This is a genomic window from Clostridium homopropionicum DSM 5847 (assembly GCF_001263795.1).
Taxonomy (GTDB): domain Bacteria; phylum Bacillota; class Clostridia; order Clostridiales; family Clostridiaceae; genus Clostridium_H; species Clostridium_H homopropionicum.
On record NZ_LHUR01000022.1, the window covers coordinates 323,798 to 349,377 of the forward strand.

General features: G+C 31.5%; 39 protein-coding genes. 2 read left to right on the forward strand and 37 right to left on the reverse strand.

All coding sequences use genetic code 11. The annotated features are described in order from the left end of the window. Positions 1-5: 5 nt before the first annotated feature. Positions 6-536 carry a cell wall hydrolase gene (locus CLHOM_RS09590; RefSeq protein WP_052221479.1) on the forward strand — a complete coding sequence of 177 codons (531 nt, stop codon included), beginning with the start codon at positions 6-8 and terminating at the stop codon, positions 534-536. 75 nt (positions 537-611) lie between these two features. Here the strand turns inward: CLHOM_RS09590 and CLHOM_RS09595 are convergent, their stop codons facing one another. The 6 genes from CLHOM_RS09595 to CLHOM_RS09620 form a co-directional block, all read right to left on the reverse strand. Continuing rightward, positions 612-1,460, reverse strand: a complete 849-nt coding sequence (locus CLHOM_RS09595) for an NAD(P)/FAD-dependent oxidoreductase (RefSeq protein WP_052221480.1) — start codon at positions 1,458-1,460, stop codon at positions 612-614. 68 nt (positions 1,461-1,528) lie between these two features. Continuing rightward, a complete protein-coding gene (gene trxA, locus CLHOM_RS09600) occupies positions 1,529-1,846 on the reverse strand; it encodes a thioredoxin (protein WP_052221481.1) in 318 nt (105 codons plus the stop codon). 176 nt (positions 1,847-2,022) lie between these two features. Next, positions 2,023-3,186, reverse strand: coding sequence for a tetratricopeptide repeat protein (locus CLHOM_RS09605; RefSeq protein ID WP_052221482.1), 1,164 nt, complete (start codon positions 3,184-3,186; stop codon positions 2,023-2,025). 27 nt (positions 3,187-3,213) lie between these two features. Continuing rightward, complete coding sequence (locus CLHOM_RS09610) at positions 3,214-3,936, reverse strand: DUF4652 domain-containing protein (RefSeq protein WP_052221483.1); 723 nt, start codon at positions 3,934-3,936, stop codon at positions 3,214-3,216. Between the two features lie 40 nt (positions 3,937-3,976). Continuing rightward, positions 3,977-5,284: a DUF4652 domain-containing protein gene (locus CLHOM_RS09615; RefSeq protein WP_052221484.1), complete on the reverse strand. Its 1,308-nt coding sequence runs from the start codon at positions 5,282-5,284 to the stop codon at positions 3,977-3,979. Next, positions 5,274-5,840, reverse strand: coding sequence for an RNA polymerase sigma factor (locus CLHOM_RS09620; protein WP_052221485.1), 567 nt, complete (start codon positions 5,838-5,840; stop codon positions 5,274-5,276). Before CLHOM_RS09620 ends, CLHOM_RS09615 begins: the two co-directional genes overlap by 11 nt. A gap of 305 nt (positions 5,841-6,145) precedes the next feature. Here CLHOM_RS09620 and CLHOM_RS09625 point away from each other — a divergent pair, with 305 nt between their 5' ends. Then, complete coding sequence (locus tag CLHOM_RS09625; RefSeq protein WP_052221486.1) at positions 6,146-7,753, forward strand: Na/Pi cotransporter family protein; 1,608 nt, start codon at positions 6,146-6,148, stop codon at positions 7,751-7,753. A 68-nt stretch (positions 7,754-7,821) separates the two neighbouring features. Here the strand turns inward: CLHOM_RS09625 and citX are convergent, their stop codons facing one another. The 31 genes from citX to rplN form a co-directional block, all read right to left on the reverse strand. Further along, a complete protein-coding gene (gene citX / locus CLHOM_RS09630) occupies positions 7,822-8,337 on the reverse strand; it encodes a citrate lyase holo-[acyl-carrier protein] synthase (protein WP_052221487.1) in 516 nt (171 codons plus the stop codon). 39 nt (positions 8,338-8,376) lie between these two features. Further along, positions 8,377-8,940: a Fe-S-containing hydro-lyase gene (locus CLHOM_RS09635; protein ID WP_052221488.1), complete on the reverse strand. Its 564-nt coding sequence runs from the start codon at positions 8,938-8,940 to the stop codon at positions 8,377-8,379. Positions 8,941-8,973: 33 nt separating this feature from the next. Then, complete coding sequence (locus CLHOM_RS09640) at positions 8,974-9,816, reverse strand: fumarate hydratase (protein ID WP_052221489.1); 843 nt, start codon at positions 9,814-9,816, stop codon at positions 8,974-8,976. 181 nt (positions 9,817-9,997) lie between these two features. Continuing rightward, complete coding sequence (cwlD, locus tag CLHOM_RS09645) at positions 9,998-10,735, reverse strand: N-acetylmuramoyl-L-alanine amidase CwlD (RefSeq protein WP_423230633.1); 738 nt, start codon at positions 10,733-10,735, stop codon at positions 9,998-10,000. 120 nt (positions 10,736-10,855) lie between these two features. Continuing rightward, a complete protein-coding gene (rpsI, locus tag CLHOM_RS09650) occupies positions 10,856-11,248 on the reverse strand; it encodes a 30S ribosomal protein S9 (RefSeq protein WP_052221490.1) in 393 nt (130 codons plus the stop codon). A gap of 26 nt (positions 11,249-11,274) precedes the next feature. Further along, positions 11,275-11,709: a 50S ribosomal protein L13 gene (gene rplM, locus CLHOM_RS09655; protein WP_052221491.1), complete on the reverse strand. Its 435-nt coding sequence runs from the start codon at positions 11,707-11,709 to the stop codon at positions 11,275-11,277. A gap of 175 nt (positions 11,710-11,884) precedes the next feature. Continuing rightward, a complete protein-coding gene (gene truA / locus CLHOM_RS09660; protein WP_423230634.1) occupies positions 11,885-12,622 on the reverse strand; it encodes a tRNA pseudouridine(38-40) synthase TruA in 738 nt (245 codons plus the stop codon). A gap of 25 nt (positions 12,623-12,647) precedes the next feature. Further along, positions 12,648-13,460 carry an energy-coupling factor transporter transmembrane component T family protein gene (locus CLHOM_RS09665; protein WP_052221493.1) on the reverse strand — a complete coding sequence of 271 codons (813 nt, stop codon included), beginning with the start codon at positions 13,458-13,460 and terminating at the stop codon, positions 12,648-12,650. After that, positions 13,453-14,319 (reverse strand): energy-coupling factor transporter ATPase, encoded by an 867-nt coding sequence (locus CLHOM_RS09670; protein ID WP_052221494.1) that lies wholly within the window; start codon positions 14,317-14,319, stop codon positions 13,453-13,455. Before CLHOM_RS09670 ends, CLHOM_RS09665 begins: the two co-directional genes overlap by 8 nt. Then, positions 14,304-15,146 carry an energy-coupling factor transporter ATPase gene (locus CLHOM_RS09675; RefSeq protein ID WP_052221495.1) on the reverse strand — a complete coding sequence of 281 codons (843 nt, stop codon included), beginning with the start codon at positions 15,144-15,146 and terminating at the stop codon, positions 14,304-14,306. The genes CLHOM_RS09670 and CLHOM_RS09675 overlap by 16 nt, the downstream gene beginning before the upstream one ends. Positions 15,147-15,230: 84 nt before the next feature. After that, positions 15,231-15,572: a 50S ribosomal protein L17 gene (rplQ, locus tag CLHOM_RS09680; RefSeq protein ID WP_052221496.1), complete on the reverse strand. Its 342-nt coding sequence runs from the start codon at positions 15,570-15,572 to the stop codon at positions 15,231-15,233. A 13-nt stretch (positions 15,573-15,585) separates the two neighbouring features. Then, entirely contained in the window at positions 15,586-16,533 is a 948-nt protein-coding gene (locus CLHOM_RS09685; RefSeq protein ID WP_052221497.1) for a DNA-directed RNA polymerase subunit alpha, read from the reverse strand. 64 nt (positions 16,534-16,597) lie between these two features. Then, positions 16,598-17,218, reverse strand: a complete 621-nt coding sequence (rpsD, locus tag CLHOM_RS09690; protein WP_052221498.1) for a 30S ribosomal protein S4 — start codon at positions 17,216-17,218, stop codon at positions 16,598-16,600. Positions 17,219-17,245: 27 nt separating this feature from the next. Next, a complete protein-coding gene (gene rpsK, locus CLHOM_RS09695) occupies positions 17,246-17,641 on the reverse strand; it encodes a 30S ribosomal protein S11 (protein ID WP_052221499.1) in 396 nt (131 codons plus the stop codon). A 16-nt stretch (positions 17,642-17,657) separates the two neighbouring features. After that, positions 17,658-18,029 (reverse strand): 30S ribosomal protein S13, encoded by a 372-nt coding sequence (gene rpsM / locus CLHOM_RS09700; RefSeq protein WP_052221500.1) that lies wholly within the window; start codon positions 18,027-18,029, stop codon positions 17,658-17,660. 143 nt (positions 18,030-18,172) lie between these two features. Beyond that, on the reverse strand, positions 18,173-18,286 hold the full coding sequence (rpmJ, locus tag CLHOM_RS09705; protein ID WP_002509257.1) for a 50S ribosomal protein L36: 114 nt from the start codon (positions 18,284-18,286) through the stop codon (positions 18,173-18,175). Between the two features lie 15 nt (positions 18,287-18,301). After that, a complete protein-coding gene (gene infA, locus CLHOM_RS09710) occupies positions 18,302-18,520 on the reverse strand; it encodes a translation initiation factor IF-1 (protein WP_052221501.1) in 219 nt (72 codons plus the stop codon). Between the two features lie 7 nt (positions 18,521-18,527). Further along, positions 18,528-18,812, reverse strand: coding sequence for a KOW domain-containing RNA-binding protein (locus tag CLHOM_RS09715; RefSeq protein ID WP_052221596.1), 285 nt, complete (start codon positions 18,810-18,812; stop codon positions 18,528-18,530). Between the two features lie 16 nt (positions 18,813-18,828). Then, a complete protein-coding gene (gene map / locus CLHOM_RS09720) occupies positions 18,829-19,575 on the reverse strand; it encodes a type I methionyl aminopeptidase (RefSeq protein WP_052221502.1) in 747 nt (248 codons plus the stop codon). Continuing rightward, a complete protein-coding gene (locus CLHOM_RS09725; RefSeq protein ID WP_052221503.1) occupies positions 19,576-20,232 on the reverse strand; it encodes an adenylate kinase in 657 nt (218 codons plus the stop codon). A 28-nt stretch (positions 20,233-20,260) separates the two neighbouring features. Beyond that, positions 20,261-21,535, reverse strand: coding sequence for a preprotein translocase subunit SecY (gene secY / locus CLHOM_RS09730; RefSeq protein WP_052221504.1), 1,275 nt, complete (start codon positions 21,533-21,535; stop codon positions 20,261-20,263). Position 21,536: 1 nt separating this feature from the next. Then, positions 21,537-21,977 carry a 50S ribosomal protein L15 gene (rplO, locus tag CLHOM_RS09735; RefSeq protein ID WP_052221505.1) on the reverse strand — a complete coding sequence of 147 codons (441 nt, stop codon included), beginning with the start codon at positions 21,975-21,977 and terminating at the stop codon, positions 21,537-21,539. A 15-nt stretch (positions 21,978-21,992) separates the two neighbouring features. Beyond that, positions 21,993-22,175, reverse strand: a complete 183-nt coding sequence (gene rpmD / locus CLHOM_RS09740; RefSeq protein ID WP_052221506.1) for a 50S ribosomal protein L30 — start codon at positions 22,173-22,175, stop codon at positions 21,993-21,995. Positions 22,176-22,187: 12 nt separating this feature from the next. Further along, the gene (rpsE, locus tag CLHOM_RS09745; protein ID WP_052221507.1) at positions 22,188-22,685 is read right to left on the reverse strand and encodes a 30S ribosomal protein S5; all 498 of its coding nucleotides are present in this window, start codon (positions 22,683-22,685) and stop codon (positions 22,188-22,190) included. A 16-nt stretch (positions 22,686-22,701) separates the two neighbouring features. After that, complete coding sequence (gene rplR, locus CLHOM_RS09750; RefSeq protein ID WP_052221508.1) at positions 22,702-23,064, reverse strand: 50S ribosomal protein L18; 363 nt, start codon at positions 23,062-23,064, stop codon at positions 22,702-22,704. Positions 23,065-23,094: 30 nt separating this feature from the next. Then, positions 23,095-23,634, reverse strand: coding sequence for a 50S ribosomal protein L6 (rplF, locus tag CLHOM_RS09755; RefSeq protein ID WP_052221509.1), 540 nt, complete (start codon positions 23,632-23,634; stop codon positions 23,095-23,097). Between the two features lie 25 nt (positions 23,635-23,659). Continuing rightward, positions 23,660-24,055 (reverse strand): 30S ribosomal protein S8, encoded by a 396-nt coding sequence (rpsH, locus tag CLHOM_RS09760; RefSeq protein ID WP_052221510.1) that lies wholly within the window; start codon positions 24,053-24,055, stop codon positions 23,660-23,662. A gap of 29 nt (positions 24,056-24,084) precedes the next feature. Next, a complete protein-coding gene (locus CLHOM_RS09765; RefSeq protein WP_052221511.1) occupies positions 24,085-24,270 on the reverse strand; it encodes a type Z 30S ribosomal protein S14 in 186 nt (61 codons plus the stop codon). 15 nt (positions 24,271-24,285) lie between these two features. Further along, positions 24,286-24,825, reverse strand: a complete 540-nt coding sequence (rplE, locus tag CLHOM_RS09770) for a 50S ribosomal protein L5 (protein WP_052221512.1) — start codon at positions 24,823-24,825, stop codon at positions 24,286-24,288. Positions 24,826-24,847: 22 nt separating this feature from the next. Beyond that, the gene (rplX, locus tag CLHOM_RS09775) at positions 24,848-25,165 is read right to left on the reverse strand and encodes a 50S ribosomal protein L24 (RefSeq protein WP_052221513.1); all 318 of its coding nucleotides are present in this window, start codon (positions 25,163-25,165) and stop codon (positions 24,848-24,850) included. Positions 25,166-25,181: 16 nt separating this feature from the next. Further along, positions 25,182-25,556, reverse strand: a complete 375-nt coding sequence (gene rplN, locus CLHOM_RS09780) for a 50S ribosomal protein L14 (RefSeq protein ID WP_052221514.1) — start codon at positions 25,554-25,556, stop codon at positions 25,182-25,184. Positions 25,557-25,580 lie beyond the last annotated feature (24 nt).

Consider the following 25,580-nt stretch of genomic DNA (forward strand, 5'->3'; position numbering starts at 1 on the left):
TTAAAATGAAAAAACTCTTAGTTAACATGATAGTAATACTTACTATGTTAACTTGTTCATTTTATGATGCCAACGCTATTGAAAAAAATGATTCTGAAATTAAAAATTTATACAGAGAGGAATCACAGGTTGTAACAGTATTTAATGCTAAAGGAAAGGATATTTATATTACAAATGATGATATACACTTAATGGCTCAAATTGTATACGCAGAAAGCTGTGCTGAGCCTTATGAAGGTAAGGTTGCAGTGGCATCCGTTATCTTAAACAGAGTTAAAGATAAAGCTTTTCCAGATAACGTAGAAGATGTAATTAAACAGAAGGCTGCTTTTTCTTGTGTTAAAGATGGAAAAATAAATGTAAAGCCTGATGAATATTCTTTTAGAGCAGTAATGGATGCCTTACGAGGTAAAGACCCAACTGGCAATGCAGTATTTTTCTATAATCCTAAAATAGCTACTTGTAGCTGGATGAAAAATATTGCCAAAAAGAATAATAAGAAAATAGGTAATCATGTATTTTTTGTTGTAAATTAATATTATTAAACATAAAAGGCTAAAGGCAGTTCTTCATGAACTGCCTTTAGCCTTTTATGAAAAGATTTTAGTTTTTTAAATTTCCTCTACAGCTGTAAGAGCTGCTACTTGACCTTCTCCTGCTGACTTAATGTACTGATAAGGCTTACCTGTACAATCTCCTGCAGCATAGCATCTTTTGATATTTGTTCTCATACGTCTGTCAACCTTAATATGACCATCTTCTATCTCAAGTCCGGGAACTAGCTGACTAGGTGATATACTGTCTCTTAGCACGAATATTCCATCAGTTTTTAGTGTTTCCTTCTCTAAAACTAATTCCTTTACGCTATCTTCCCCACATACCTCTATAGGCTTATCATTTACAATCTTAATACTAGGATTTACACTTAAATCTCCTCTATACATAGGCACATAATATACTGAAGATGCAAGCTCACTAACATAGTTAGCTTCTTCCTCTGCTTCTTTATTATATCCTACTATAGTTACTGTCTTCCCTCTATATAATGGGGCATCGCAGGTAGCACAGTAGCCAACGCCCTTTCCTAAAAATTCAGCTTCTCCTTTTAGAGGCTTACCATTTTCAATACCGGTAGCTATAATTACCGCTCTTGCTTCATACATCTTTTCATTTACCATTAAGGCAAAATATTCTCCCATAGCATAAACTGCATTAATTCTTTCTTCAGTAATTTTAATGCCCATATTTTCTATATGTTTTTCAAATTGAGCCTTTAATTCTGCACCTGAAACATCATAGAAACCTAAATAGTTATTTATCTTTGGAGCTTTCATTAGCTTAGGACTAAAGTCCTTGCTTCCAAAAATAATTACATTTTTGTTTCTTATTTTAGCATTTATGGCCGCTTCAAGCCCTGCTGGTCCACTGCCAATTATAGCAATATCATATCTTTCGCTCATACTATTCTCCTCCTAATATAAGAAATCCGACAATACCTCTGCATTGTCGGTCTTATTTAAAACTTATCTTAAATGTGTTTTCCAAGAGCTCTAACAAACTCTTGTTTTGGTCTGAATCCAACTAAATTCTCTACAACCTCTCCATCTTTAAATACCATTACATTTGGTATACTAGAAATTCTATATTTTTGAGCTATTTCTGGATTTTCGTCTACATTAATTTTAAAGAATCTTGCCTTAGTTCCTACTTCTTCAGATAATTCTTCTATTACAGGTCCTAGCATTCTGCAAGGTCCACACCATGGAGCCCAAAAATCTACAAGTACAGCTGTTTCAGAATTTATAACTTCTTGAATAAAGTTTGATCCTCCGATTTCTCTTATCATATAATATCCCTCCAAAACAATCATTGCATACCCTCATGGGGTATACTTAAATTTTAACTCTAATTTAGTTTATAGTCAAGATTTAAATAAATAAATTAATATATATTATTTATTTTATCCAAAACTAGCTTATATATATATTTATTTATATCTATTAAGTTTATATTTTTAGATGGCTATCTGTTTATTATTGTTTTTACAATTGAATTATTATATTGCGAATCTGTATACTCATTTGCAATTACAGCGGCATATTCTTTTGCTTTATTTAAATCTTTATCTTTATATATATTTACTAATCTATAAAGTATTTCTGCTTCATAATTACCTTTTGGATATTTAGTCATATATTCTCTGTAAAATTTATATGAGTTTTCAATATCATTCTTTTGTTCATAGGAAACACCTAAAAAATATACTATATCGGGGTATAAATATTTATCATCCCCATAAGCATAGGCTTTATTAAAATTATCAATGGCTTTTTCTATATTTCTATTTACTAATAATTCATCTTTTCCATTAATATAATAATATTTTATTCCCTTGTCTATTTCTGGTGTATTATTTTTTGTAATATTGCTTTCTGTTTTAGTAGTAACCTTTTTTAAGGTTTCCTCTTTTGTATCTTTAGATACATCTATAGTATTAGTAGGAATACTCTTAGTAAGGTTCATATTTGTAAAGGCTTCCAAATTGTTTTTCCCATTGTTTATAATTCTATTTTTTATTTCATTTCTTCCTAATACTCCAATAGTGCATAGTAGGACTATAGAAACAAGGGCTAATAAAAACTTTGTATTATTATGACTTGCCTTTTTAAATTCTTTTCTGGATATTCCATTTTTCACTAAACTCTTCATGTTTTTATTAGCAATTTCATTTTTACAGTCTAATTCAAGTACTTTATTTACATATTCCACTGCATTTTCATATTGTCCAATGTTTATAAAGCAAGCTACTAGAGCATTGCTCACATTTATACAATTATAGTCGCTTTCTTTACATCTATCTAGAAGTTTTATTGCTTCTTTAATTTTCAATGAATTAATCAGAGATACTGCAGAAGTATACAGTGAAAATCTTTCCTCATCCTCTTTTAAACCATGGATGTATTTTTTAGCAACTCCGTCTTCATTTACTTCGTAATTAAGTTTCCAAAGTGCTTTAGCACTTTCTAAGTCACCTTTAAAATAATAGAGTAAACCCTTTAGATTTATTGCTGCAGTATTTTTTATACTTATAGATATTGCCTCTTCACATATATCCATAGCTTCATCTATAAGTCCATCTTGATATTTATTTAAAGCCTTTGTATATAACTTTCTTGCTTTATCCATTAAATTCTTATAAATGCCTCCAATTTCCTATTTTAAACTTATAGTTTTCTTTTCAGTATGATTTTTAGTAAATTCTTCATCATCATACACAAGTAATTGAAGTTCTAAATTAGATTTATCTTTACTGATTTTAGCTGATAACACTTGCACTTTAGGAATTTTTGCTTCATACAAAACAGTAGTTTCCCCAGTATTAATATTTGTTTTATATAGACTACCCCCAAGTACTATTGTTCCATAGCCTAATCCAACTATATTAATCAGATTTTCATCATCTATCCACTGAATATATTTAGGGCTATTTTGTTCTTCACCTGGGATTAATTCAAGTGACCACTTTTCTCCACTGCTTAAATTCTTAATAAATATTTTACCTATACCTTCCTCTTGTGCATCTGGACCTCTTCCAGATATGCAAGCACTAAATTTTTTATTTTCAGAATCAATCCATTTTGTAGCAAATTCCGGTTCAGTGTTTTTATCTAGTTGTTGTTTTGTATATTGGACCTTGCTTTTTCCAGGAATAACATTATCTTTTTCTTCTGTCTGATTGTTATTATCTTCTTCTTTTACAGTTTCATTAGGCTTATCTTCTTCTTTATTTATATTTGTTCCATTAACCGTTTCATTTTTTATAGTATTATCCTTTTTAGAACAACCACCAAAGCTTAGAAGAGAGCTTATCAATAAAAAGCTTAAGCCTAAGGATACTAATTTTTTATATGATATGAATCTCCAACTCCATCTCATGTAATCCCTCCTAAATTGTTAACACCTTTATTAGGAATTTTTACTTATAAAAATTTTCTTTTCGTATATCAAGAAGAGTGAAACTTTGCATATTACTATCTAAGTAATTATCGTTGCTATTTAATTGAAGCTTGAGTTCAACATTGGTTGTGTTTATCTTATTTATGCCCACAATACTTTTACTTCCACCATACAATTTATATAGCATAGTACCATTTCCTTTAGCAACATCTAATAAATATAATTCTTCCTTTTTTACATTATCCTCTGTACCATTCATTACTACAAAAATACTCTCATTATCATACCACTCTACAAATTTAGGTATGCTATTAGTAGGATTGTTGTCCTTTTCAATTGACCAAACAATGTTTCTGCTTGTATCCTTTATATAAATTTTATCCAAATATACATCATTTACTTTTATTAATGACTGGAATTGCTTATTAGGAGATTCTATCCATCCACTAGCTACTTTTGTTATAGGATCATCCATATAAAGCTTCTTATTAAATCTTACATTAATATCATTCTCTTTTTCATAGTAAATATTATTAGTTAAATCATCAATATTGTCTGTTTGTTCTGCAATTGTATTATCTCCCGCCTGTAATCCTAAATTTTCTGTAGAAGAATTATTTTCATTTTGTTTCTCACCTGCTAGAGCAAGAGAATTCTCATCCTTGCCGTCAAGATTTTTTTCATTGTCTTCTTTGACTTCAAGTTTATCATCTGACCGTTTAATACTATCATTTGAAATTTTTTCTTTTACGTTATTATCATGATTTAAAGCAACTTTTTCATTCGCACTATTATCTATATTAGTTTCATTTGTTTTTTCCTTATTTAATGCCATATCTGCTTTTTTACTTATATTCTCTTGTTCATTAGTAGTTTTCGCACTATCATTTGTGCTGTTAATTGTAGGTTTTTCCTCTGTGTGAATAGAACCTGTATCTTTACTACTAATACTACTTGACCTATTTTCAAATAACTTGAATCTTTCAATTGGATTTAATAATAAAACAAAAGCTATAGCTGCAGCAACAGGCATACCTATCTTAAAATACTTTATAAATCGAGATAAATCTGCTCTATGGTTAGTGTAAGTTTCGCTGTATTTGTTTTTATCTATACTATTCATTATTTTATCTTTTTGGCTTTCAAATACTATATTATCTAAATCTAGTGCCCCTATAATAGATGCCTTAATAAAAAGCTCTTCATTATAAAGTTCATTGCATTCTTCACAATCTGATAAATGTTCTTCCATTTGTTTCTTTAATTCTTCTGATAATTCTTCAGCTACATATAAATAAAGCATATCTTGGAATTTTTTACAGTTCATATTCACACCCCCTTTCTACCGCTATGTGCTTTTTAAATTGCTCTTTTATCTTATAATATCTTCTTTTAACTGATGACTCACTAATGCTGAGTATAGTTGATATATCATTGAAAGTTATATTATTTAAATATCTCATAATAATAATCTGTCTGTCTATACTCTCTAAACCGTTTATGTATTCTTGAATTTTTTCCTTAGTTTCTTTATACTCAACAATTTCTTCTGGTGAGGATTCTTTTGAGGATAAATTAAAAACCTCATCTATACTGTGTTCATTTACTTTACTGGTTTTTCTTACATAATCTATAGCTTTATTCTTAGCTATCCTCATAATCCAGTTATAAAATTTGTATTTAGTATCAAAGGTATCTAACTTGTTATATACAGTAATAAACACTTCTTGAGTAACATCCTCTGCTGTTTCTTTATCTCTTAACATTGAATATATGAATTTCAATATAGTAAGTTCATACTTACTAACAAGGATTTCAAAGCTTCGAATTTTGCCTATAAGAATTTCTTCTACAAGTATCAAATCCTCTTCATTATTGAACAAGTGATTCCCCCCTTACACCTGTCTATTAATATATACGATAATTATACATTAAAAGTCATAAAAAAGAATAACAATAAATAAAATTATCTTTAAAAATTATATATTAATTTATTTATTACTATTAATAATTATATTCATTATATTTTTCGACTAATTTATATTTTTTTTGCTTTTCTTCTTTATTTTCTCCATATTTTAATATAAACTTAACATTAGTGTGATAGAATTTTAACAGTATTAACACTAAATTAATATCATTAATATTTTTTTAACATTGAAGAATTTATAGGGGAATGAGGTTAGGTATGGATTATATCATGATTTTTAAGTTATTAGGTGGACTTGGATTATTTGTCTACGGAATGAAACTCATGGGTGACGGACTTCAAAAGGCAGCTGGTGAAAAACTAAAAAGTATTTTAGAAGCCTTAACAAGTAATAGGGTCTTTGCTATCTTGGTTGGAGCTGGAGTAACTGCAATTATTCAAAGTAGTAGCGCAACTACAGTAATGACTGTAGGCTTTGTTAATGCAGGTCTTATGAATTTGTTTCAGGCTGCTGGAGTTATTATGGGAGCCAACATTGGAACAACTATGACAGCTCAGCTTATTGCTTTTAAACTATCTGATGTAGCACCCTTAGTGCTTGCTGTAGGTGCAGCGATGGTTTTATTCTCTAAAAAGAAAAAAACTAGAGATATTGGAGACATAATTCTAGGATTTGGTATTCTTTTTGTTGGTATGTCTATGATGGAAAGTTCAATGAGACCATTGAGAGACATGGAAAGCTTCAGAAATCTAATTCTTACACTAGGAAAGCATCCTTTATTAGGCGTTCTTGTGGGTCTTGGTATGACAGCCACAGTTCAAAGCAGCAGTGCTACTATTGGAATTCTAATGGCTCTTGCTGCAAATGACTCTGTTACACTTAATGTAGCACTTCCAATTCTTTTTGGTGATAATATTGGCACCTGCGTTACAGCTCTATTAGCTAGTATTGGAACAAATAAGAATGCTAAACGTACTGCATTATTACATCTTTCCTTTAATACTGTCGGTACTTTAATATTTATGTCTGCATTTGGTTTAGTATTAAAATTTATTCCTATGCTTGGTGGGGACATCCAAAGACAAATTGCAAATTCTCATACGATGTTTAATATTACAAATGTTTTAATACAAGCTCCTTTTATTCCCTTGCTTGTAAAATTTGTAAACAGACTTGTTCCTGGTGAAGATGAGAATTTAAGCCCTTATACATTAGAATATTTAGATAAACGTTTACTAGAAACTCCATCTATCGCTTGTGGACAAGTAGTTAAAGAAATAGTAAGAATGGGAAGAATAGCTGCAGATAATCTAGAAACTTCAATGAACGCTTTCTTAAAAAACGATAGTGCTCTTAATGATACCGTTTTAGAAAAAGAAAAATTAATAAATTATCTTCAAAGAGAAATTATTGACTACATGGTTTCTTTATCAAATACTAATTTATCTCAAAGTCAATCTGAACTCATAACTTCATTATTTCATGTAGTTAGTGACTTAGAGAGAGTTGGTGACCATGCTAAAAACATTTCGGAGCTTTCAGAAATAAAAATTCAAGACAATATTGAGTTTTCAGAAAATGCTTATAAGGATATACATACAATTTATGGCTGTACTAAAAAAGCAATTGATTCTGCTATAACTTCCTTATCTACATTTAATCCTCAACTTGCTAAGGAAGTTATAGAAATTGAAGGAAGTATTGATATAATGGAGGATCAATTTAGGAAAAGTCATATAGAAAGACTTAACTCTAGGTTATGTAGTGCCGCAGGAGGCGCAATTTATGTTGATTTACTAAGTAATTTTGAAAGGGTTGGGGATCATTCTAATAACATAGCACACATGGTTCTTGATCAAGTATAATATATTTTATAAACAATATACAAAAACAGTAAGAAATAAAAATTCTTACTGTTTTATTTTAATAATAACTACACCTTTTTACCATGGAAATTCTCCATATATTCTCGGTATTTTCCTACAACATATTGTATTATTCTATCATTACCATGAGCATTTTTCTTCATGCAGTTCTTTGCAGTTCCATCACAAATAAAGCATTTACGTGGAGGATATCCCATAAGTTGCCTGGTAATCTTATTCATATCCTTATCATAAACATCAATGTTTACACAGTCACCTAAAATATGCTTGTCTTCAATTTCTACCGTAGTTTTTTTTATTTCCATCGGATCTTTGTCTAATACAAAAGTAACTACTGGTCCTTCTTCAGTTATTCTTAAGGATTTAAACACTATAAATGGGCTAAATATATCCGACATTATATCGTCCAAATTTTCAATTATACTATTAGTTATTTCATTACTCTTATTAGTGCCTGGATAATTTACCTTCATTAATATATAAGGCATATTATATCTTCTTATTAACTTATTAATGAAAGAACAGGTATTTTTTTTATCATTGTTTTCCAAACTATTTATCATTATGTTATTAAGAAGGCTGAACCTCCCTTTACCTCCTTATTATGCATTTGAAATACTGTTTAAATATTCCTTCTGTCCTATATCATAAAGATTATTACCCATTGTATCTATTATCACTACAACAGGGAAATCAACAACCTCTAATTTTCTAATAGCCTCTGAACCTAAATCTTCATAAGCTACTACTTCAGATTTAACTATAGATTTTGAAATAAGTGCTGCTGCACCACCAATTGCACCAAAATATATTCCCTTATTTCTCTTAATGGCTTCGATAACTTCCTCAGAGCGTTCCCCTTTACCAATCATTCCTCTTAACCCCATGTCTAATAATTTTGGAGCGTAAGGATCCATTCTATAGCTAGTAGTCGGTCCTGCAGATCCTATTACCATTCCCGGTTTTGCCGGTGTTGGTCCCACATAGTATATAACTTCATTATGTATATTTAAAGGCAATTCATCTCCTCTATTTACTAGCTCCAGTAATCTTTTGTGTGCTGCATCCCTAGCTGCGTATATTGTTCCAGATAAGAGTACGCTATCTCCGGCTTTTAAATTTTTAACCTTCTCCTCCGTCAAGGGTGTAGTTAACTTTATTTCCATTAAATCATTCCCTCCTTTAGCTGTTCATTTATATTATAATTCTTTTGTTATATGTCTAGTTACATGACAGTTTATATTTACTGCTACAGGCAATCCAGCAATATGAGTAGGATAGGTTTCTATGTTAACTCCTAAAGCAGTGGTTTTTCCTCCAAACCCCTGTGGACCTATTCCAAGACTATTAATTTTTTCTAGTAACTCACCTTCTAATTTTTCATAGTAACTATTTTGATTTCTTATATCAATTGGTCTGAGTAAAGCTTTTTTTGCTAAGTAAGCTGCCTTTTCGAAGGTTCCACCTATTCCAATTCCAACAACTATCGGCGGACAAGGATTAGGTCCTGCCTCTTTAACTGTCTGTAATACAAACTGTTTTACCCCCTCCACTCCATCTGCTGGCTTTAGCATTTTAATTTTACTCATATTTTCTGAGCCAAAGCCTTTTGGTGCTACAGTTATTTTTATTTTATCCCCTGGTACTATATTATAATGTATTACCGCTGGAGTATTATCTCCAGTATTAATTCTTTCTAAAGGATCACTTAATACAGATTTTCTTAAATACCCTTCCTTGTAACCTAATCTTACTCCTTCATTAATAGCATCTTCTAAATTACCTTCTACTATATGTACATCTTGTCCAATATCTATGAATATACATGCCATCCCAGTATCTTGGCATATAGGCATTTGTCCTTCTTCAGATATTTCTATATTTTTTAATATTTTATCTAAAATACCCTTTCCGATATCCCAGGTTTCTTCCTTATAAGATTTATTTAATTGATCCTTTATATCTTTACTTAAATGATAATTTGCATCTATACACATATCTTTTATTAAATTAGTTATATCAGAAGCTTTTATTTCTCTCATATAGTTTTTCACCTTTTATTATATATAAGGTTAATTCCTCCAATCTGTTCTTTTCTCATAATATTACTTTATATTAATTGTATTGTTTTATCAATAATAAATATTAAATTTATATTTTGAGATTAAACGACATATTTCCTAGGAAATATGTCGTTTAAATTGGATATTGCTAAATAGTATCTTATTCTGTATTATCTTCATTTTGTTTATTATACTTTACAAAGTATTCACTAATTGATTTTCCTATAGATTTGGCAATCTCTCTTTGATATGCTTCTGTCTTTAATTTTTCTTCTTCTCTTGGATTTGATAAAAATCCGCATTCTATTAATACTGATGGAATATCTTCACTGCATCTTAATACCTTATATGCTCCTTTTGCACACTTCTCTTTTCTCGTGTTAGTTTTATCTAAGTCATTTATTAAATTATTTTGTATTATATTTGCTAGATCTGCACTTTTACCTTCTTTTGAATACCATACTTGTGCACCATAATATTGACTTTGAGGGAACATATTTAAATGTATACTAATAAAAACGTCACACTTAGATTCTTCTTTAAATTTACATCTGTTATTTAGATCTTCGTTTTTTTTGTCCCTTATTCTCCCATTCTCAGAGTATAATCCTATATCACTGTCTCTTATCATAAGAACTTTAAAATCTTTTGCTTCTAGTACTTCTTTTAAAAATAATGATATCTTTAAATTAATATCTTTTTCTACAGTTCCTCTTTTAGAAACTGCTCCACCATCTATGCCGCCATGTCCAGCATCAATTAATATTATTTTTTTTTCATTCTCAGCTATTTTACTAAATGCTTTTACTGGAATTTGTGAAAAGTATATTAGAGGGCATATTAATATTAACACAGATATAATGAATATTTTTATTTTATAAATTTTTATTTTATACACTATTATCCCTCCTAATTAGACTCATATATATTTTATCCTATATTACCGATTTATATTTTGGAAATTTTTCAATATAAAAAAAGCAAGAAAGATATACTTTCTTGCTTTTTGAATATTTTTTTATCTCTTTGAAAATTGTGAAGCTTTTCTAGCCTTTTTAAGACCGTATTTCTTTCTTTCCTTCATTCTTGGATCTCTAGTTAAGAATCCAGCCTTTTTAAGCTCAGGCTTTAAATTTAAATCTGCCTTAAGAAGAGCTCTTGATATACCGTGTCTTATTGCTCCAGCTTGACCTGTAAATCCACCACCGTGTACATTTACTACAACATCAAATTTGTCTTTAGTTCCTGTTAATACTAAAGGTTGATTAACAATATATCTTAAAGTTTCTAATCCAAAATAGTTTTGGATATCTCTTTTATTTATTGTAATCTTACCATCTCCAGGGACAAGTATTACTCTAGCTATTGATTTTTTTCTTCTTCCTGTTCCAAAATATTGAACCTTAGCCATCTATATGTATCCTCCCTTCAGCTCTCTTAGTATTTTAACTCTAAAACTTCTGGTTTTTGAGCTTGTTGATTGTGTTCTGAACCCCTAAATACTTTTAATTTTTTAAGCATTTTTCTTCCTAAAGGTCCTTCTGGAAGCATTCTTCTTACTGCTTCTTGGAAAACAAATTCAGGCTTGCTTTCTAAAGCTTTTTTGTAAGATACTTCTTTTAATCCACCTGGATATTGTGAATGGTGTCTTAACATTTTTTGGTCTAATTTCTTTCCTGTTAATACGATCTTTTCTGCATTTAATATTATTACATAGTCTCCAGTATCAACATTTGGTGTGTAAGTTGGTTTATTTTTTCCTCTTAAAATTGAAGCTACTTGGCTAGCTACTCTTCCAAGTGTTTTGCCTTCAACATCAATAACATACCATTTTCTTTGAACTTCATTTTCTTTCGCAAGATATGATTTCATCTTATTCCCTCCTTGAACTTTTCCTATCTCGTATCAATTTCATCTCTTTTATATCAAGACCGGGGCCGTGGTCTTATATATCTTCAATTACAACAAAATCTATTATAATACAATCAGCCTGGCGTGTCAACATCGTTTCCATATAAAATATATTATTTTATAACTTTTTTGCTAATTAATAATATATTTTTTCTAAACACAAGCCCTGTGCTGGAAGAGACATGCCTGCCTTTGATCTGTCTTTAGCAAGCAGTATTTCCTTTACTGATTCTGGTGTCATTTTCCCAACACCAACGTCTAATAGGGTACCTACTATAATTCTTACCATATTATAAAGAAATCCATTGCCAGTTATATTAAATTTAATATAGTATTCTTGCTTCTCAATATCTATTGAATATATGGTTCTGGTAGTAGTCTTTACTGAACTCCCAATCTTTCTAAAGGAATCAAATTCATGAGTTCCTATTAAAAATTCACTTCCCTTTTTCATAAGATCAATATCTAACGGTCTCTTAAAGTGATATACATAGTTTCTATTTATAGCAGCAGGTTCTTCTCTATTTAATATAGTATAAGTATAGGTTTTTTTTATGCAATTATACCTTGAATGAAAGTTTATTGGCACTTCACTTGAATCTAAAATTACTATATCATTTGGCAATAAATTATTTATAGCATATTTAATCTTACTTGGTGGAATTGTAGTTTCTGTAACAAAATTACATATGAAACCTCTTGCATGTACTCCTGAATCTGTTCTACTACAGCCTATTACATTTATATTTCTTCCAGTAAGCTTTTCCAATACTTCTTCTAGTATTTTTTGTACTGTAATTGCATTATTTTGCCTTTGCCATCCAGCATAATTTGTACCATCATACTCAATAACTAGCTTAAAATTTTTTTTCAAAAGTATCACTCCATAATTCATACCTTTAAGTAAAACTTCTGCTTAAGAAAGAAACAACTACCAAAACTGCAGTAATACTTATTGCAACATAGTCCTCATTATGCAGCTTAAGCACCTTCATTCTAGTTCTTCCACTTCCGCCTTTATAACATCTTGCTTCCATAGCCATAGCAAGCTCATCTGCACGTCTGAATGAACTAATAAATAGAGGAACTAAAAGTGGTATTAAATTTTTTGCTCTTGCTAATATATTTCCTGACTCAAAATCTGCTCCTCTTGCCATTTGTGCTTTCATTATTTTATCTGTCTCATCTATTAAGGTTGGAATAAACCTTAAAGCTATTGTCATCATCATAGCTATTTCATGTGCAGGCAGACCGATTTTTTTAAATGGATTTAAAAGCTTCTCTAATCCATCTGTCAGTTCAATAGGTGAAGTAGTTAAAGTTAATAGTGATGTTCCTATAATTAAAAATACGAGTCTTATTATCATAAATGCTGCTAATATTAAACCATCTTCATACACTTTTAAAAACTTCCACTGCCAAAGTGGAGGTTCTCCTGATGTACCACCTGTCATAAAAATGTTTAATAAAGCTGTAATCAATAGCAGCATAAATATTGGTTTTAACCCTTTATATATGTACTTAAATGGTACTTTAGAGATAATTATAGATAGGGCTGTAAATCCTAAAATAAATAGGTATCCCCAAAAATTATCTATAATAAATAAATCTACTATATATATCATTGACAATAATATTTTAACTCGAGGATCTAACTTATGAACGAAAGATTCTCCTGGAATGTATTGACCTATGGTTATATCCTTAATCATTGTTATTAGCTCCCTTTAACAATTTTAATATCTCATATTTAGCTTCTTCTATAGTAAATATATCTTCTGATATATTAAATCCCTTTTGTTTAAGTTTTTTAGCTAAATAAGTAACCTGAGGAACCGCAAGTCCAACTTTTTCTAGTACTTCAACTTCCTTAAAAACTTCTTTAGGTGTTCCATCTAGAATGCATTTTCCTTGATGCATTACTAAAATTCTAGTTGCGACCTTTGCAACATCCTCCATGCTATGTGAAACTAATATTATTGTCATATTATATTCTTTTCTAAGATCTTTTATTTTATCTAGTATTTCATCTCTACCCTTTGGATCTAATCCAGCAGTTGGCTCATCTAATATTAACACTTTAGGCTCCATTGCAACTACTCCTGCAATTGCAACTCTTCTCTTTTGTCCGCCACTTAAATCAAAAGGTGATTTATCTTTATAGCTTTCATAATCCAAGCCTACCATGTTCATAGCCTTTATAACTCTCTTTGAAATTTCAGCTTCATCTAGTCCTAGATTCTTTGGTCCAAAAGCTATGTCTTTTTCTATAGTTTCCTCAAATAGTTGATATTCAGGATATTGGAAAACTAAGCCTACCTTTTTTCTAATGTCACTTAATTTTACCTTGTCACCAGTAATATCTACATTATCAATAATTATTTTCCCGCTGCTAGGTTTTAAAAGGCCATTTATATGCTGAATTAAAGTAGATTTACCTGAACCTGTATGACCAATTAATGCAACAAATTCTCCATCCTGGATATCAATAGAAACTTCATCTAAAGCTCTTTTTTCGAAAGGTGATCCAGGCATATATATATGTGTTAAGTTTTCTATTTTAATTGACATAACGCATTCACCATCTCATCTATTGTTAATATATCAGAAGATATATTTATTCCATTATTTTTTAACTCATAAGACAATTCTGTTACTTGTGGTACATCTAAACCAATTTCTTTCATCATTGATACCTTACTGAATATTTCCCTTGGTGTACCTTCCATTACTATCTTACCTTTATCCATAACTACTATTCTATCTGCCTCTACGGCTTCCTCCATATAGTGAGTTATTAGTACTATAGTAATACCATATCTTTTATTTACATCTTTAATAGTGTTTATTACTTCTCTTCTTCCTGAAGGATCTAGCATTGCTGTAGGCTCGTCAAATACAATACATTCAGGTCTCATTGCTAAAATCCCAGCAATTGCAACCCTCTGCTTTTGCCCACCTGATAATAAGTGTGGTGCATGCTTTCTGTATTCATACATATTTACTTTTTTTAATGAATCATCAACCCTAACTCTAATTTCAGAAGGATCAACTCCTAAGTTTTCAGGTCCAAAAGCTACATCTTCTTCTACAATAGTTGCAACTATTTGATTGTCCGGATTTTGAAAAACCATTCCTGCCTTATTTCTAATCTTCCATACGTTTTCCTCATTAGCAGTATCTAATTTATCAACTAATACAATGCCTTCAGATGGAATTAGTAGTGCATTCATGTGCTTTGACAAAGTAGATTTCCCTGATCCATTATGACCAAGAACAACAAGGAATTCTCCTTTTTTAATATCTAAATTTACTCCATTTACGGCTATTTTTGAATCTTCATTTTGTTTGTCATATTTATAAATAAGATTTTTACACTCAATCATATTTTGAATCATAGGGTAAATACTCCTTTATATTGTACTTACTGACAATAGCAAAATGGGGACTAAGCTAGAAATACTTAATCCCCTCTAAAATAATTACACTAATTCAAGTATAACTACTTCTGCTCCGTCTCCTCTTCTTTGTCCCATTTTATATATTCTAGTGTATCCACCATTTCTTTCAGCATACTTTGGAGCAATATTTGCAAATAAATCTTCAACAACTTCTTTTTCATAAACATATGCTAATACTTGTCTTCTAGCATGAAGATCTCCTCTTTTTGCAAGAGTAATCATTTTTTCAGCTATTTTTCTAGTTTCTTTTGCTCTTGTAACAGTAGTTTCAATCTTACCGTTCTTCAAAAAACTAGTTACTAGGTTTCTTAGCATAGCTATTCTCTGATCAGTTGGAAGCCCTAACTTACGTTGTTGTGCCATGTTTCATCCTCCTTTACTCATCGGATTTCTTTAAGCCTAAACCTAATGCATCAAGCTTCTCTTGAACTTCTTCAAGGGATTTTTTGCCTAAGTTTCTAACTTTCATCATATCATCCATAGTTCTTTCAGTAAGTTCTTGAACAGTATTAATTCCTGCTCTTTTTAAGCAATTATAGCTTCTTACTGAAAGGTCTAATTCTTCTATTGTCATTTCTAGTACTTTTTCTTTTTTATCTTCCTCTTTTTCGACCATAATTTCAACATTATCTGCATGGTCTGTAAGAGTCATAAATAATTTAAAATGTTCTATTAATATTTTAGCTGAAAGACTGATAGCTTCTTCTGGCTTAATAGTTCCATTTGTCCATATCTCAATAGTCAACTTATCATAGTCAGTAATTTGACCTACTCTTGTATTTTCTAATGAGAAATTTACTCTTTTTACTGGTGTATAAATAGAATCAACTGGTATAGTACCAATAGGTAGATCTTCTATCTTATTTTTGTTCTGAGTAACATAACCTCTACCTTTGTTAATATTGATTTCCATGTATAGTCTGCCATCTTCATCTAATGTAGCAATATGTAAATCCTTATTTACAACTTCTACATCACTATCACAAACTATATCTCCAGCAGTTACTTCACCTGGTCCTTTTACATCTAAATAAATTGTTTTTGAACCTTCTCCATTCATCTTAAGAGCTAATCCTTTAATATTAAGTATTAGCTCTGTAACATCTTCCTTAACTCCTGTTACAGTTGAAAACTCATGAAGAACTCCATCAATTTTTATAGAACTTGCTGCAGCACCAGGTAAAGAAGATAATAATATTCTTCTAAGAGAATTTCCTAAAGTAGTACCATATCCTCTTTCTAGCGGGTCAATAACAAATTTCCCATAAGTGCCATCTTCGGCTACTTCAACACATTCTATTTTGGGTTTTTCTATCTCTAACATACGAACCCTCCCTTAATGAATTATACCATACTGAGGGCAACTGATTCCATTCTATTTTCCATTCTTATTTGCTATATAACTCAACAATTAATGTTTCATTTACTGGAACATCTATATCAGTTCTAGCTGGCTCAGCAACTACTTTTGCCTCGTAATTTTCTACATTTGCTTGTATCCATGCTGGTAATGTTTTAGGATTTTCTGCAAAAGTTTTGAATTTTTCACTAGCTCTACTTTTCTCACGTACAGTAATAACATCATTTACACTTACTTGGCAAGATGGAATATCAACTTTCTTTCCATTTACTAAGAAATGACCATGTGTAACTAGTTGTCTAGCCTCTGCTCTTGAACCACCAAAACCTGCTCTAAATACTACATTATCTAATCTCATTTCAAGGAGTCTTAATAGGTTTTCACCAGTGATTCCTTTTATTGATGCAGCATGCTCATAATATTTTCTGAATTGTCCTTCAAGTATTCCATATATTCTTCTAGCTTTTTGTTTTTCTCTTAATTGTATTCCATAGTTAGAAAGCTTCTTTCTGCTTTGTCCGTGCTGTCCTGGTGCATATCCTCTTCTTCCGAATGCACATTTATCTGTATAACATCTATCCCCTTTTAGGAATAGCTTCATACCTTCTCTTCTACATTGTCTACATGTAGCTCCAGTATATCTAGCCATTTAAGTAACACCTCCTGTTTCTATATATTACACTCTTCTTCTTTTAGGTGGTCTACAACCATTGTGTGGTATTGGTGTAACGTCTTTAATTAAAGTTATTTCTAGACCTGCTGCTTGTAATGATCTGATTGCAGCTTCTCTACCAGCTCCCGGTCCTTTTACATATACTTCTATGCTTTTTAATCCATGTTCCATTGCAGATGTTGCTGCAGTTTCTGCTGCCATTTGCGCAGCAAATGGTGTGCTTTTTCTTGAACCTTTAAATCCTAATGCTCCTGCACTTGACCATGATAGAGCGTTACCCACTGCATCAGTTAGTGTAACAATTGAATTATTGAAGGTAGATTTTATATGTGCACAGCCATGTTCAACATTCTTTCTTTCTTTTTTTCTTCTTGTCTTTCTTACTTTTGCTTTAGCCACTTATCATCCCTCCTTACTATTTCTTCTTCTTAGCGCTAACGGCTCTCTTTGGTCCTTTTCTAGTTCTAGCATTTGTCTTAGTTTTTTGTCCTCTTACTGGAAGATTTCTTCTATGTCTTATTCCTCTATAACAGCCTATTTCAAGTAATCTCTTTATATCTAGAGCGATCTTTCTTCTTAAATCTCCTTCAACTACAAAGTTCTTGCTAATATAATCTCTTATTGCATTTACTTCTTCTTCAGTAAGATCTTTAACTCTAGTATCTGGACTTACTCCAGCTATGCTTAGAATTTCACGAGATCTATTAATTCCAATCCCGTAAATGTATGTTAGACCCACTTCAACTCTTTTTTCTTTTGGTAGGTCAACACCAGCTATTCTTGCCATTGGATTCTACACCTCCTAATAATTAACTGTTGCATCGTATATTTATGTTAGCAGCCGCATGTATACTTTTTAATTTATTATAATCATACTTATACATGATATTTCAATTTTAAAAATTTATCAACTGTTTATTTGAATTTTTATTAACCTTGTTTTTGTTTATGCTTAGGATTTTCGCAAATAACCATTACTTTGCCTTTTCTTTTTATAACCTTACATTTTTCACATATAGGTTTTACTGATGGTCTTACTTTCATCACTAACCCTCCTCGCTATTTTGCTCTCCAAGTTATCCTGCCTCTACTTAAATCATATGGAGAAAGCTCAACTGTAACTTTGTCACCTGGTAAGATTCTAATAAAATTCATTCTTAGCTTACCAGATACATGCGCCAATATCGTTTGACCACTTTCTAATTTTACTTCAAACATTGCATTTGGTAGGGCTTCCAAAACCTCACCTTGCATTTCAATTACATCATCTTTTGACATAAGGCACTTAACCCTCCTTATTATCGCACCTATTTACTAAGCACTTCCTAATTAATACATTACTAATGTTTTCACCAGAAATTATCAACTCTTTTATATCTTCCAACACATCTTTGGTAACTATTAAGTGCTTCAATTTCTTCTTTTTAGGTTTTTCGATTTTTCTTAATTCACCATCTACAATACTTACATACTCATCATTTAATATGTTAAGTATCATAAACGGTCTACCTGAATCTCTTCCGGCTTTTGAATACACTACTTTCCCTATAAGGTCTTCATTGTACAATATAGCCACCTCTATTAACCTATATTAAAGTCAGTATTTCTGGACCATTACTCAAAATTGCTACAGTGTTTTCATAATGAGCTGATAACGTGCCATCCTTTGTGACTACAGTCCAATCATTAGATTGCGTTTCTACTTGATAACCCCCAATGTTAATCATAGGTTCAATTGCTAAAACCATTCCATTCATTAACTTAGGTCCTCTTCCTGGTCTACCATAGTTAGGTACCTCTGGATCCTCATGCATTTTAGTACCAATTCCATGACCTACATAATCCCTAACAACAGAGTAGCCCCGGGCTTCAGCATATTCCTGAATAGCTGAGGATATATCTGTTAATCTATTACCAACAATAGCTTTTTCTACTCCTTTAAAAAAACTTTCTCTAGTAATATTAATTAGGTTTTCAGCCTCTTTTGAAATTTGACCTACAGCAAAGGTCCTAGCAGCATCACCATGATAACCATTGTAATTTGTTCCACAATCAATGCTTATAATGTCGCCCTCTTTTAGAACTGTTTTCCCTGGTATACCATGGACAACTTCTTCATTAATAGATGTGCATATAGAAGCTGGAAAGCCGTAATAACCTTTAAATGAAGGAGTAGAATTATTTCTCTTTATGTATTCTTCTGCTATTCTATCCAATTCATCGGTAGTTATTCCTGGTTTTATAGATTCTTGTAATAATGCAAGAGTTTCCCCTACTATTTTTCCAGCCTTTTTCATGTAATCTATTTCTCTATCACTTTTAATTATTATCATTTACTTATTGCCTTCTATCTCTATGTGATTAGAAATTATTTTAAAGACTTCGTCAATTAATTGTGTACCATCAACCACAAATAATTGATTCTTTTGTTTATAGAAATCTACTAATGGCTGAGTTTGTTTTTCATAAACGTCTATTCTTTCTTTCACTGTCTCTTCACTATCATCTTTTCTCTGCACTACTGCGCTACCGCACAAATCACATAGACCATCAACTTTTGGAGGGTTAAATTTAATATGATAACTTGCTCCGCATGACGGACAAACTCTTCTTCCAGTCATTCTATCTAAAATGTAACTACCAGGAACTTCAATAAGTAAAGCAGTATCTATTCCTTCTCCTTTTGCTTTTAAGAAGTTTTCAAGTGCTTCAGCTTGTTTTACTGTTCTAGGGAATCCATCTAGTAAAAATCCATTTTTACAATCATCATTAGTAAATCTATCATTAACTAAATCAATAGTTAATTCATCAGGAACTAAAAGTCCCTTATCCATATATTCTTTTGCTTTAATACCTAGCTGTGTTTTTTCAGAAATGTTCTTTCTGAATATATCTCCAGTAGATATATGCGGAATAGAATATTTTTCACTTATTAACTTTGCTTGAGTACCTTTACCTGCTCCAGGAGGTCCTAACAAAATTATTTTCATAATATCAACTCCAACTCTTAATACATTTCTACTTAAGGAAACCTTTATAATGTCTCATCATTAATTGAGAATCTAATTTTCTCATGAAATCAAGAGCAACTCCAACTTCAATTAATAATGCAGTACCACCAAAAGATATTCCTTGAAAAGGTGTTAACCCTTCAATAGCCATTGGAATTACAGCAATTAAAGCAGCAAACAATCCTCCAAGTACTGACATTCTCATCAATACTCTTTCAATAAATCTAGCAGTTGATTCTCCTGGTCTTACACCTGGTATAAATCCTGCAGATTTATGAATATTTTCAGCCATTTCCTCAGGTTTAAAAGTAACTTCTGAGTAGAACCAAGTAAAAAATACAACAAGTACTATTGTAATTATTGCATATGGCAATGAATTATTTTTAAATACACTGTATTTACTCAATGTTATAAACTTATTAAATGCTGATTCTGGCCAAAAACTACCTATTGTTGCTGGAAATTGCATAACTGACATTGCGAATATTATTGCTATAACTGAAGAGGAATTCAGATTTATAGGAATATGTGTTGATTGTCCTTTAAATACTCTTCCGCCAGATTGTTTTGCTGCATATTGAATTGGAATTCTTCTTTCTGATAATGCAGATATAACAACAGCAGTGAATAAAGCAATTACTAAAACTAGTAATAATACAATTTGAACTTCACTTACAGCTCCAGTTGACTGTAAACTAGCAATTCTTCCTACTTCACGTGGAAGCCTAGACATAATATTTACAAATATTATTAAAGAAATACCATTACCTATACCTTTTACAGTAATTTGGTCACCTAACCACATTAAGAAAACTGATGAAGTTGTCAATGTTAGTACAATTAAAAATACATCAAAATTGCTAACATTTGATATAGCTCCGTAATTTCTAATCAATGCGTATGTACCTAATGATTGTATAGCACCAAATATTACTGCACAATATCTAGTATATTTCTGTATTTTCTTTCTGCCTTCTTCTCCTTCTTTTGAAAGTTGTTCTAAAGAAGGAATGGCAATAGTCAATAACTGAAATATAATTGATGAATTAATATAAGGTATAACACCCATAGCAAAAATACTAAAGCTACTTAAGGCTCCTCCTGACATTAAATCATAAAAACTAAATAGCGTCCCCGCTTTTGCTAAGTTTGATAGTGCGCTGGTATCAATTCCAGGAACAGGAATATGATTTCCTATCCTGACAATTGCAACCATTAATATTGTAAAAATTATTCTATTTCTAAGATCGGGAACTTTCCAAGCATTACGTAAGGTTGACAAATTATATCACCTCTACTTTTCCCCCAATAGATTCTATCTTCTCAACTGCGCCTTTTGTGAACTTAGTAGCTTTTATAGTAAGCTTTTTCTCCAAAACGCCATTTCCTAGGATCTTGATACCATCTTTAAATTTACTTACTACTCCACTTTCTTTTAATAATTCTGGAGTAACTTCTGTTCCATCTTCAAATATATTTAATCTGCTTACATTAACTTCAACGTATTCTTTAGAAAATATATTTGTAAATCCTCTTTTAGGAATTCTTCTATATAAAGGCATTTGACCTCCTTCAAATCCTGGTCTTACGCCTCCGCCTGATCTTGCATTTTGTCCTTTATGCCCTTTTCCTGCTGTCTTTCCTAAACCTGAACCATTACCTCTACCAACTCTTTTAGAAGCTTGTTTTGAACCTACAGCAGGCTTCAAATCATGAAGTTGCATATTCTACACCTCCTCTTATTGCATTTCTTCAACATCTAGAAGATAACTTATTTTGTTTATCATACCTCTTATTTGAGGAGTATCTTCTTGCATAACACTGTTGCCTATCTTTTTTAATCCAAGAGCATTAACAGTAGCTATGTGGTCTTTTTTTCTGCCTATAACACTCTTTGTTAGTGTCACCTTAAGCTTAGCCAAGGTCGATCCCTCCTAACCTAATATCTCTTCAACAGTCTTGCCTCTTAATTTAGCAATCTGTTCAGCAGTTCTTAATTTTGATAATCCATCGATTGTAGCTCCGACCATATTTCTTGGATTATTAGATCCTAATGATTTAGCTCTAACATCCTTTAATCCTGCAAGTTCAAGTACGGCTCTTACTGGACCACCAGCAATAACTCCAGTACCTTCTGTTGCTGGCATTATTAATACTTCTCCTCTTCCAAATTTTCCATCAATCTTATGAGGAACAGTATTATCAACTATTGCAACTTCTACTAAATGTTTCTTTGCATCTTCTATACCTTTTCTTATAGCTTCTGGTATTTCAGTAGCTTTACCCATACCAACGCCAACGTGCCCGTTTTCATCTCCAACAACTACAAGAGCACTAAATCTAAAGTTTCTTCCACCTTTAACAACCTTAGCAACTCTGTTTATGAAAACAACTTTTTCTTTTAGATTTAGCGTGCTAGGTTCTATTCTCATAGCTTTCCCTCCTTTTCTAGAATTTTAGACCTGCTTCTCTAGCTCCATCAGCAAGTTCTTTTACTCTACCATGATATATATATCCGCCTCTATCGAAAACAACTTCTTCTATGCCTTTTTCTAAAGCTTTCTTTGCTACTAAAGCTCCTACTGCTTTTGCAGCTTCTTTATTGCTTCCAACTTTTGATCCAAAATCTTTATCTATACTAGAAGCTGACGCTAAAGTTACTCCTGCAACGTCATCAATAAGTTGTGCATATATGTTTTTTTCGCTTCTAAAAACTGCTAATCTAGGTCTTGCTGCAGTTCCTTGCACTTTGTTACGCACTCTTAAATGACGATTCACTCTAGCTTTTTGTCTATCTTCTTTCTTGAACATTTTATTCACTCCTTTCTGCTGTTACATTTGTTATTTACCAGTTTTACCTTCTTTACGTCTGATTACTTCACCAGCGTACTTAATTCCTTTTCCTTTGTAAGGTTCTGGTTTTCTCCAAACTCTTATATCAGCTGCTACTGAACCAACTAATTCTTTGTCTATTCCACTAACAACTACTTTTGTAGCTTCTGGAACTGAATAGTCTACACCTTGAACAGCTTTAATTTCTACTGGATGTGAATATCCAAGATTTAATACTAGATCCTTGCCTTTTAATTGAGCTCTGTAACCTACACCTACTAGCTCTAAAGTTTTTTGGAATCCTTCAGTTACTCCAACAACCATGTTTTTTATTAAAGCTCTTGTTAAACCGTGTAAAGCTCTATGTAAAGGTGCTTCACTAGGTCTTGTTACTACAACTTGATTATTTTCTAAAGCTATGTTTACTTCCTTATGCATAGCTTTTACTAATTCTCCTTTGGGTCCTTTTACTGTAACAACGTTATCTGGCGTTACATTAACATTTACTCCATTAGGTATTTCTATTGGAAGTCTTCCTATTCTAGACATTACCACACCTCCTATTCACCTTAAATTACCAAATGTAACAAATTACTTCTCCACCTAAGCCTAATTTTCTTGCATCTCTATCAGTAACGATTCCTTTAGAAGTTGATACAACTGCAACTCCAAGTCCGTTTAAAACTTTTGGAATATTATCTTTTTGGCAATAAACTCTTAAGCCTGGTTTAGAAATTCTTTTTAAACCTGTAATTACTCTTTCTTTTCCTTGATATTTCAACGACATTCTAAGCATTGGAACTGCTCCATCTGCATATTCTTCAACATCTTTAACATATCCTTCCTGAAGTAATATGTTTGCTAAAGCTTTTTTAACATTAGAAGATGGAACTTCAACAACTTCATGTCTAACTATATTTGCATTTCTTATACGAGTTAGCATATCTGCAATAGGGTCTGTCATAACCATCTATTATGCCTCCTTTCCAATTTTATATATTACCAGCTTGCTTTTTTGCATCCAGGAATTTGACCTTTGTATGCTAATTCTCTAAAACAAATACGGCATATTCCGTATTTCTTTAAAACTGCATGTGGTCTTCCGCATATTCTACATCTTGTATATGCTCTAGTAGCATATTTAGGAGTCTTACTCCACTTTTCAATCATTGCTTTACGTGCCACGTTCTTCCCTCCTTATTATTGAGCAAATGGCATTCCAAGACATCTAAGCAATTCTCTTGCCTCTTCATCTGTCTTTGCAGTAGTAACAAAAATTATATCCATACCTCTTACTTTGTCAATTTTATCATATTCTATTTCTGGGAATATAATTTGCTCTTTAATTCCTAAAGCATAATTTCCTCTTCCATCAAATGCTTTAGCAGATACTCCTCTAAAGTCTCTAACTCTTGGTAGAGCAACACTAACAAGTCTATCAGCAAATTGATACATCTTCTCTTTTCTTAATGTAACCTTGCATCCTATTGGCATATTTTCTCTAATTTTAAAGTTAGCTACAGATTTTTTAGCTCTTGTAAGTATAGGTTTTTGACCTGAAATTTTTTGTAAGTCTCCAACAGCTGCTTCTAAAATTTTTGAATTATCTTTTGCTTCACCAATACCCATATTGATAACTATTTTCTCTAGCTTTGGAACTTCCATTATATTTTTGTATCCGAACTTTTCCATTAGGGCTGGCACTACTTCTTTATTATATTTTTCCTGTAGTCTATCCATCTAGTAAACCTCCTTTCAAAGTCTATAGTATTTCTCCGCACTTTTTGCATACTCTAACTTTTGTTCCATCTTCTAAAAGTTTTTTGCTTACTCTTGTAGCAGAATTACATTTAGTGCAATATAACATTACTTTTGAACTATTTATTGGTGCTTCTTTCTTTACTAATCCACCTTGCATATTTTCTCTGCTTGGTTTTGTATGTCTTGTTACTATATTAACATCTTTTACTAATACCTTGCCATCCTTAGGATATACTGCAAGTATTTCGCTTGTTTTTCCTTTATCTTTACCTGAAATAACAACAACTTTGTCTGTTCTTCTAACATGTACTTTAGCCATCACAGCCACCTCCTTTTTATAGAACTTCAGGTGCTAATGATAATATTTTATTGAACTCTTTATCTTTTTCTCTAAGCTCTCTAGCTATAGGTCCAAAAATACGAGTGCCTTTTGGTTGCTTATCATCCTTGATAACAACTGCAGCATTTTCATCAAATTTTATGTATGAACCATCTGCTCTTCTAACACCTCTTTTTGACCTTACGACAACAGCTTTAACTACATCACCTTTTTTAACAACCCCGCCTGGTGTTGCACTTTTAACGCTAGCAACTATTACATCACCAATGTTGCCATACTTTCTTCTAGAACCACCTAATACTCTGATGCACATTATTTCTTTTGCTCCAGTATTATCAGCTACTTTTAAGCGTGTTTGTGGCTGTATCATATGAACGACCTCCTTCCAACGTAC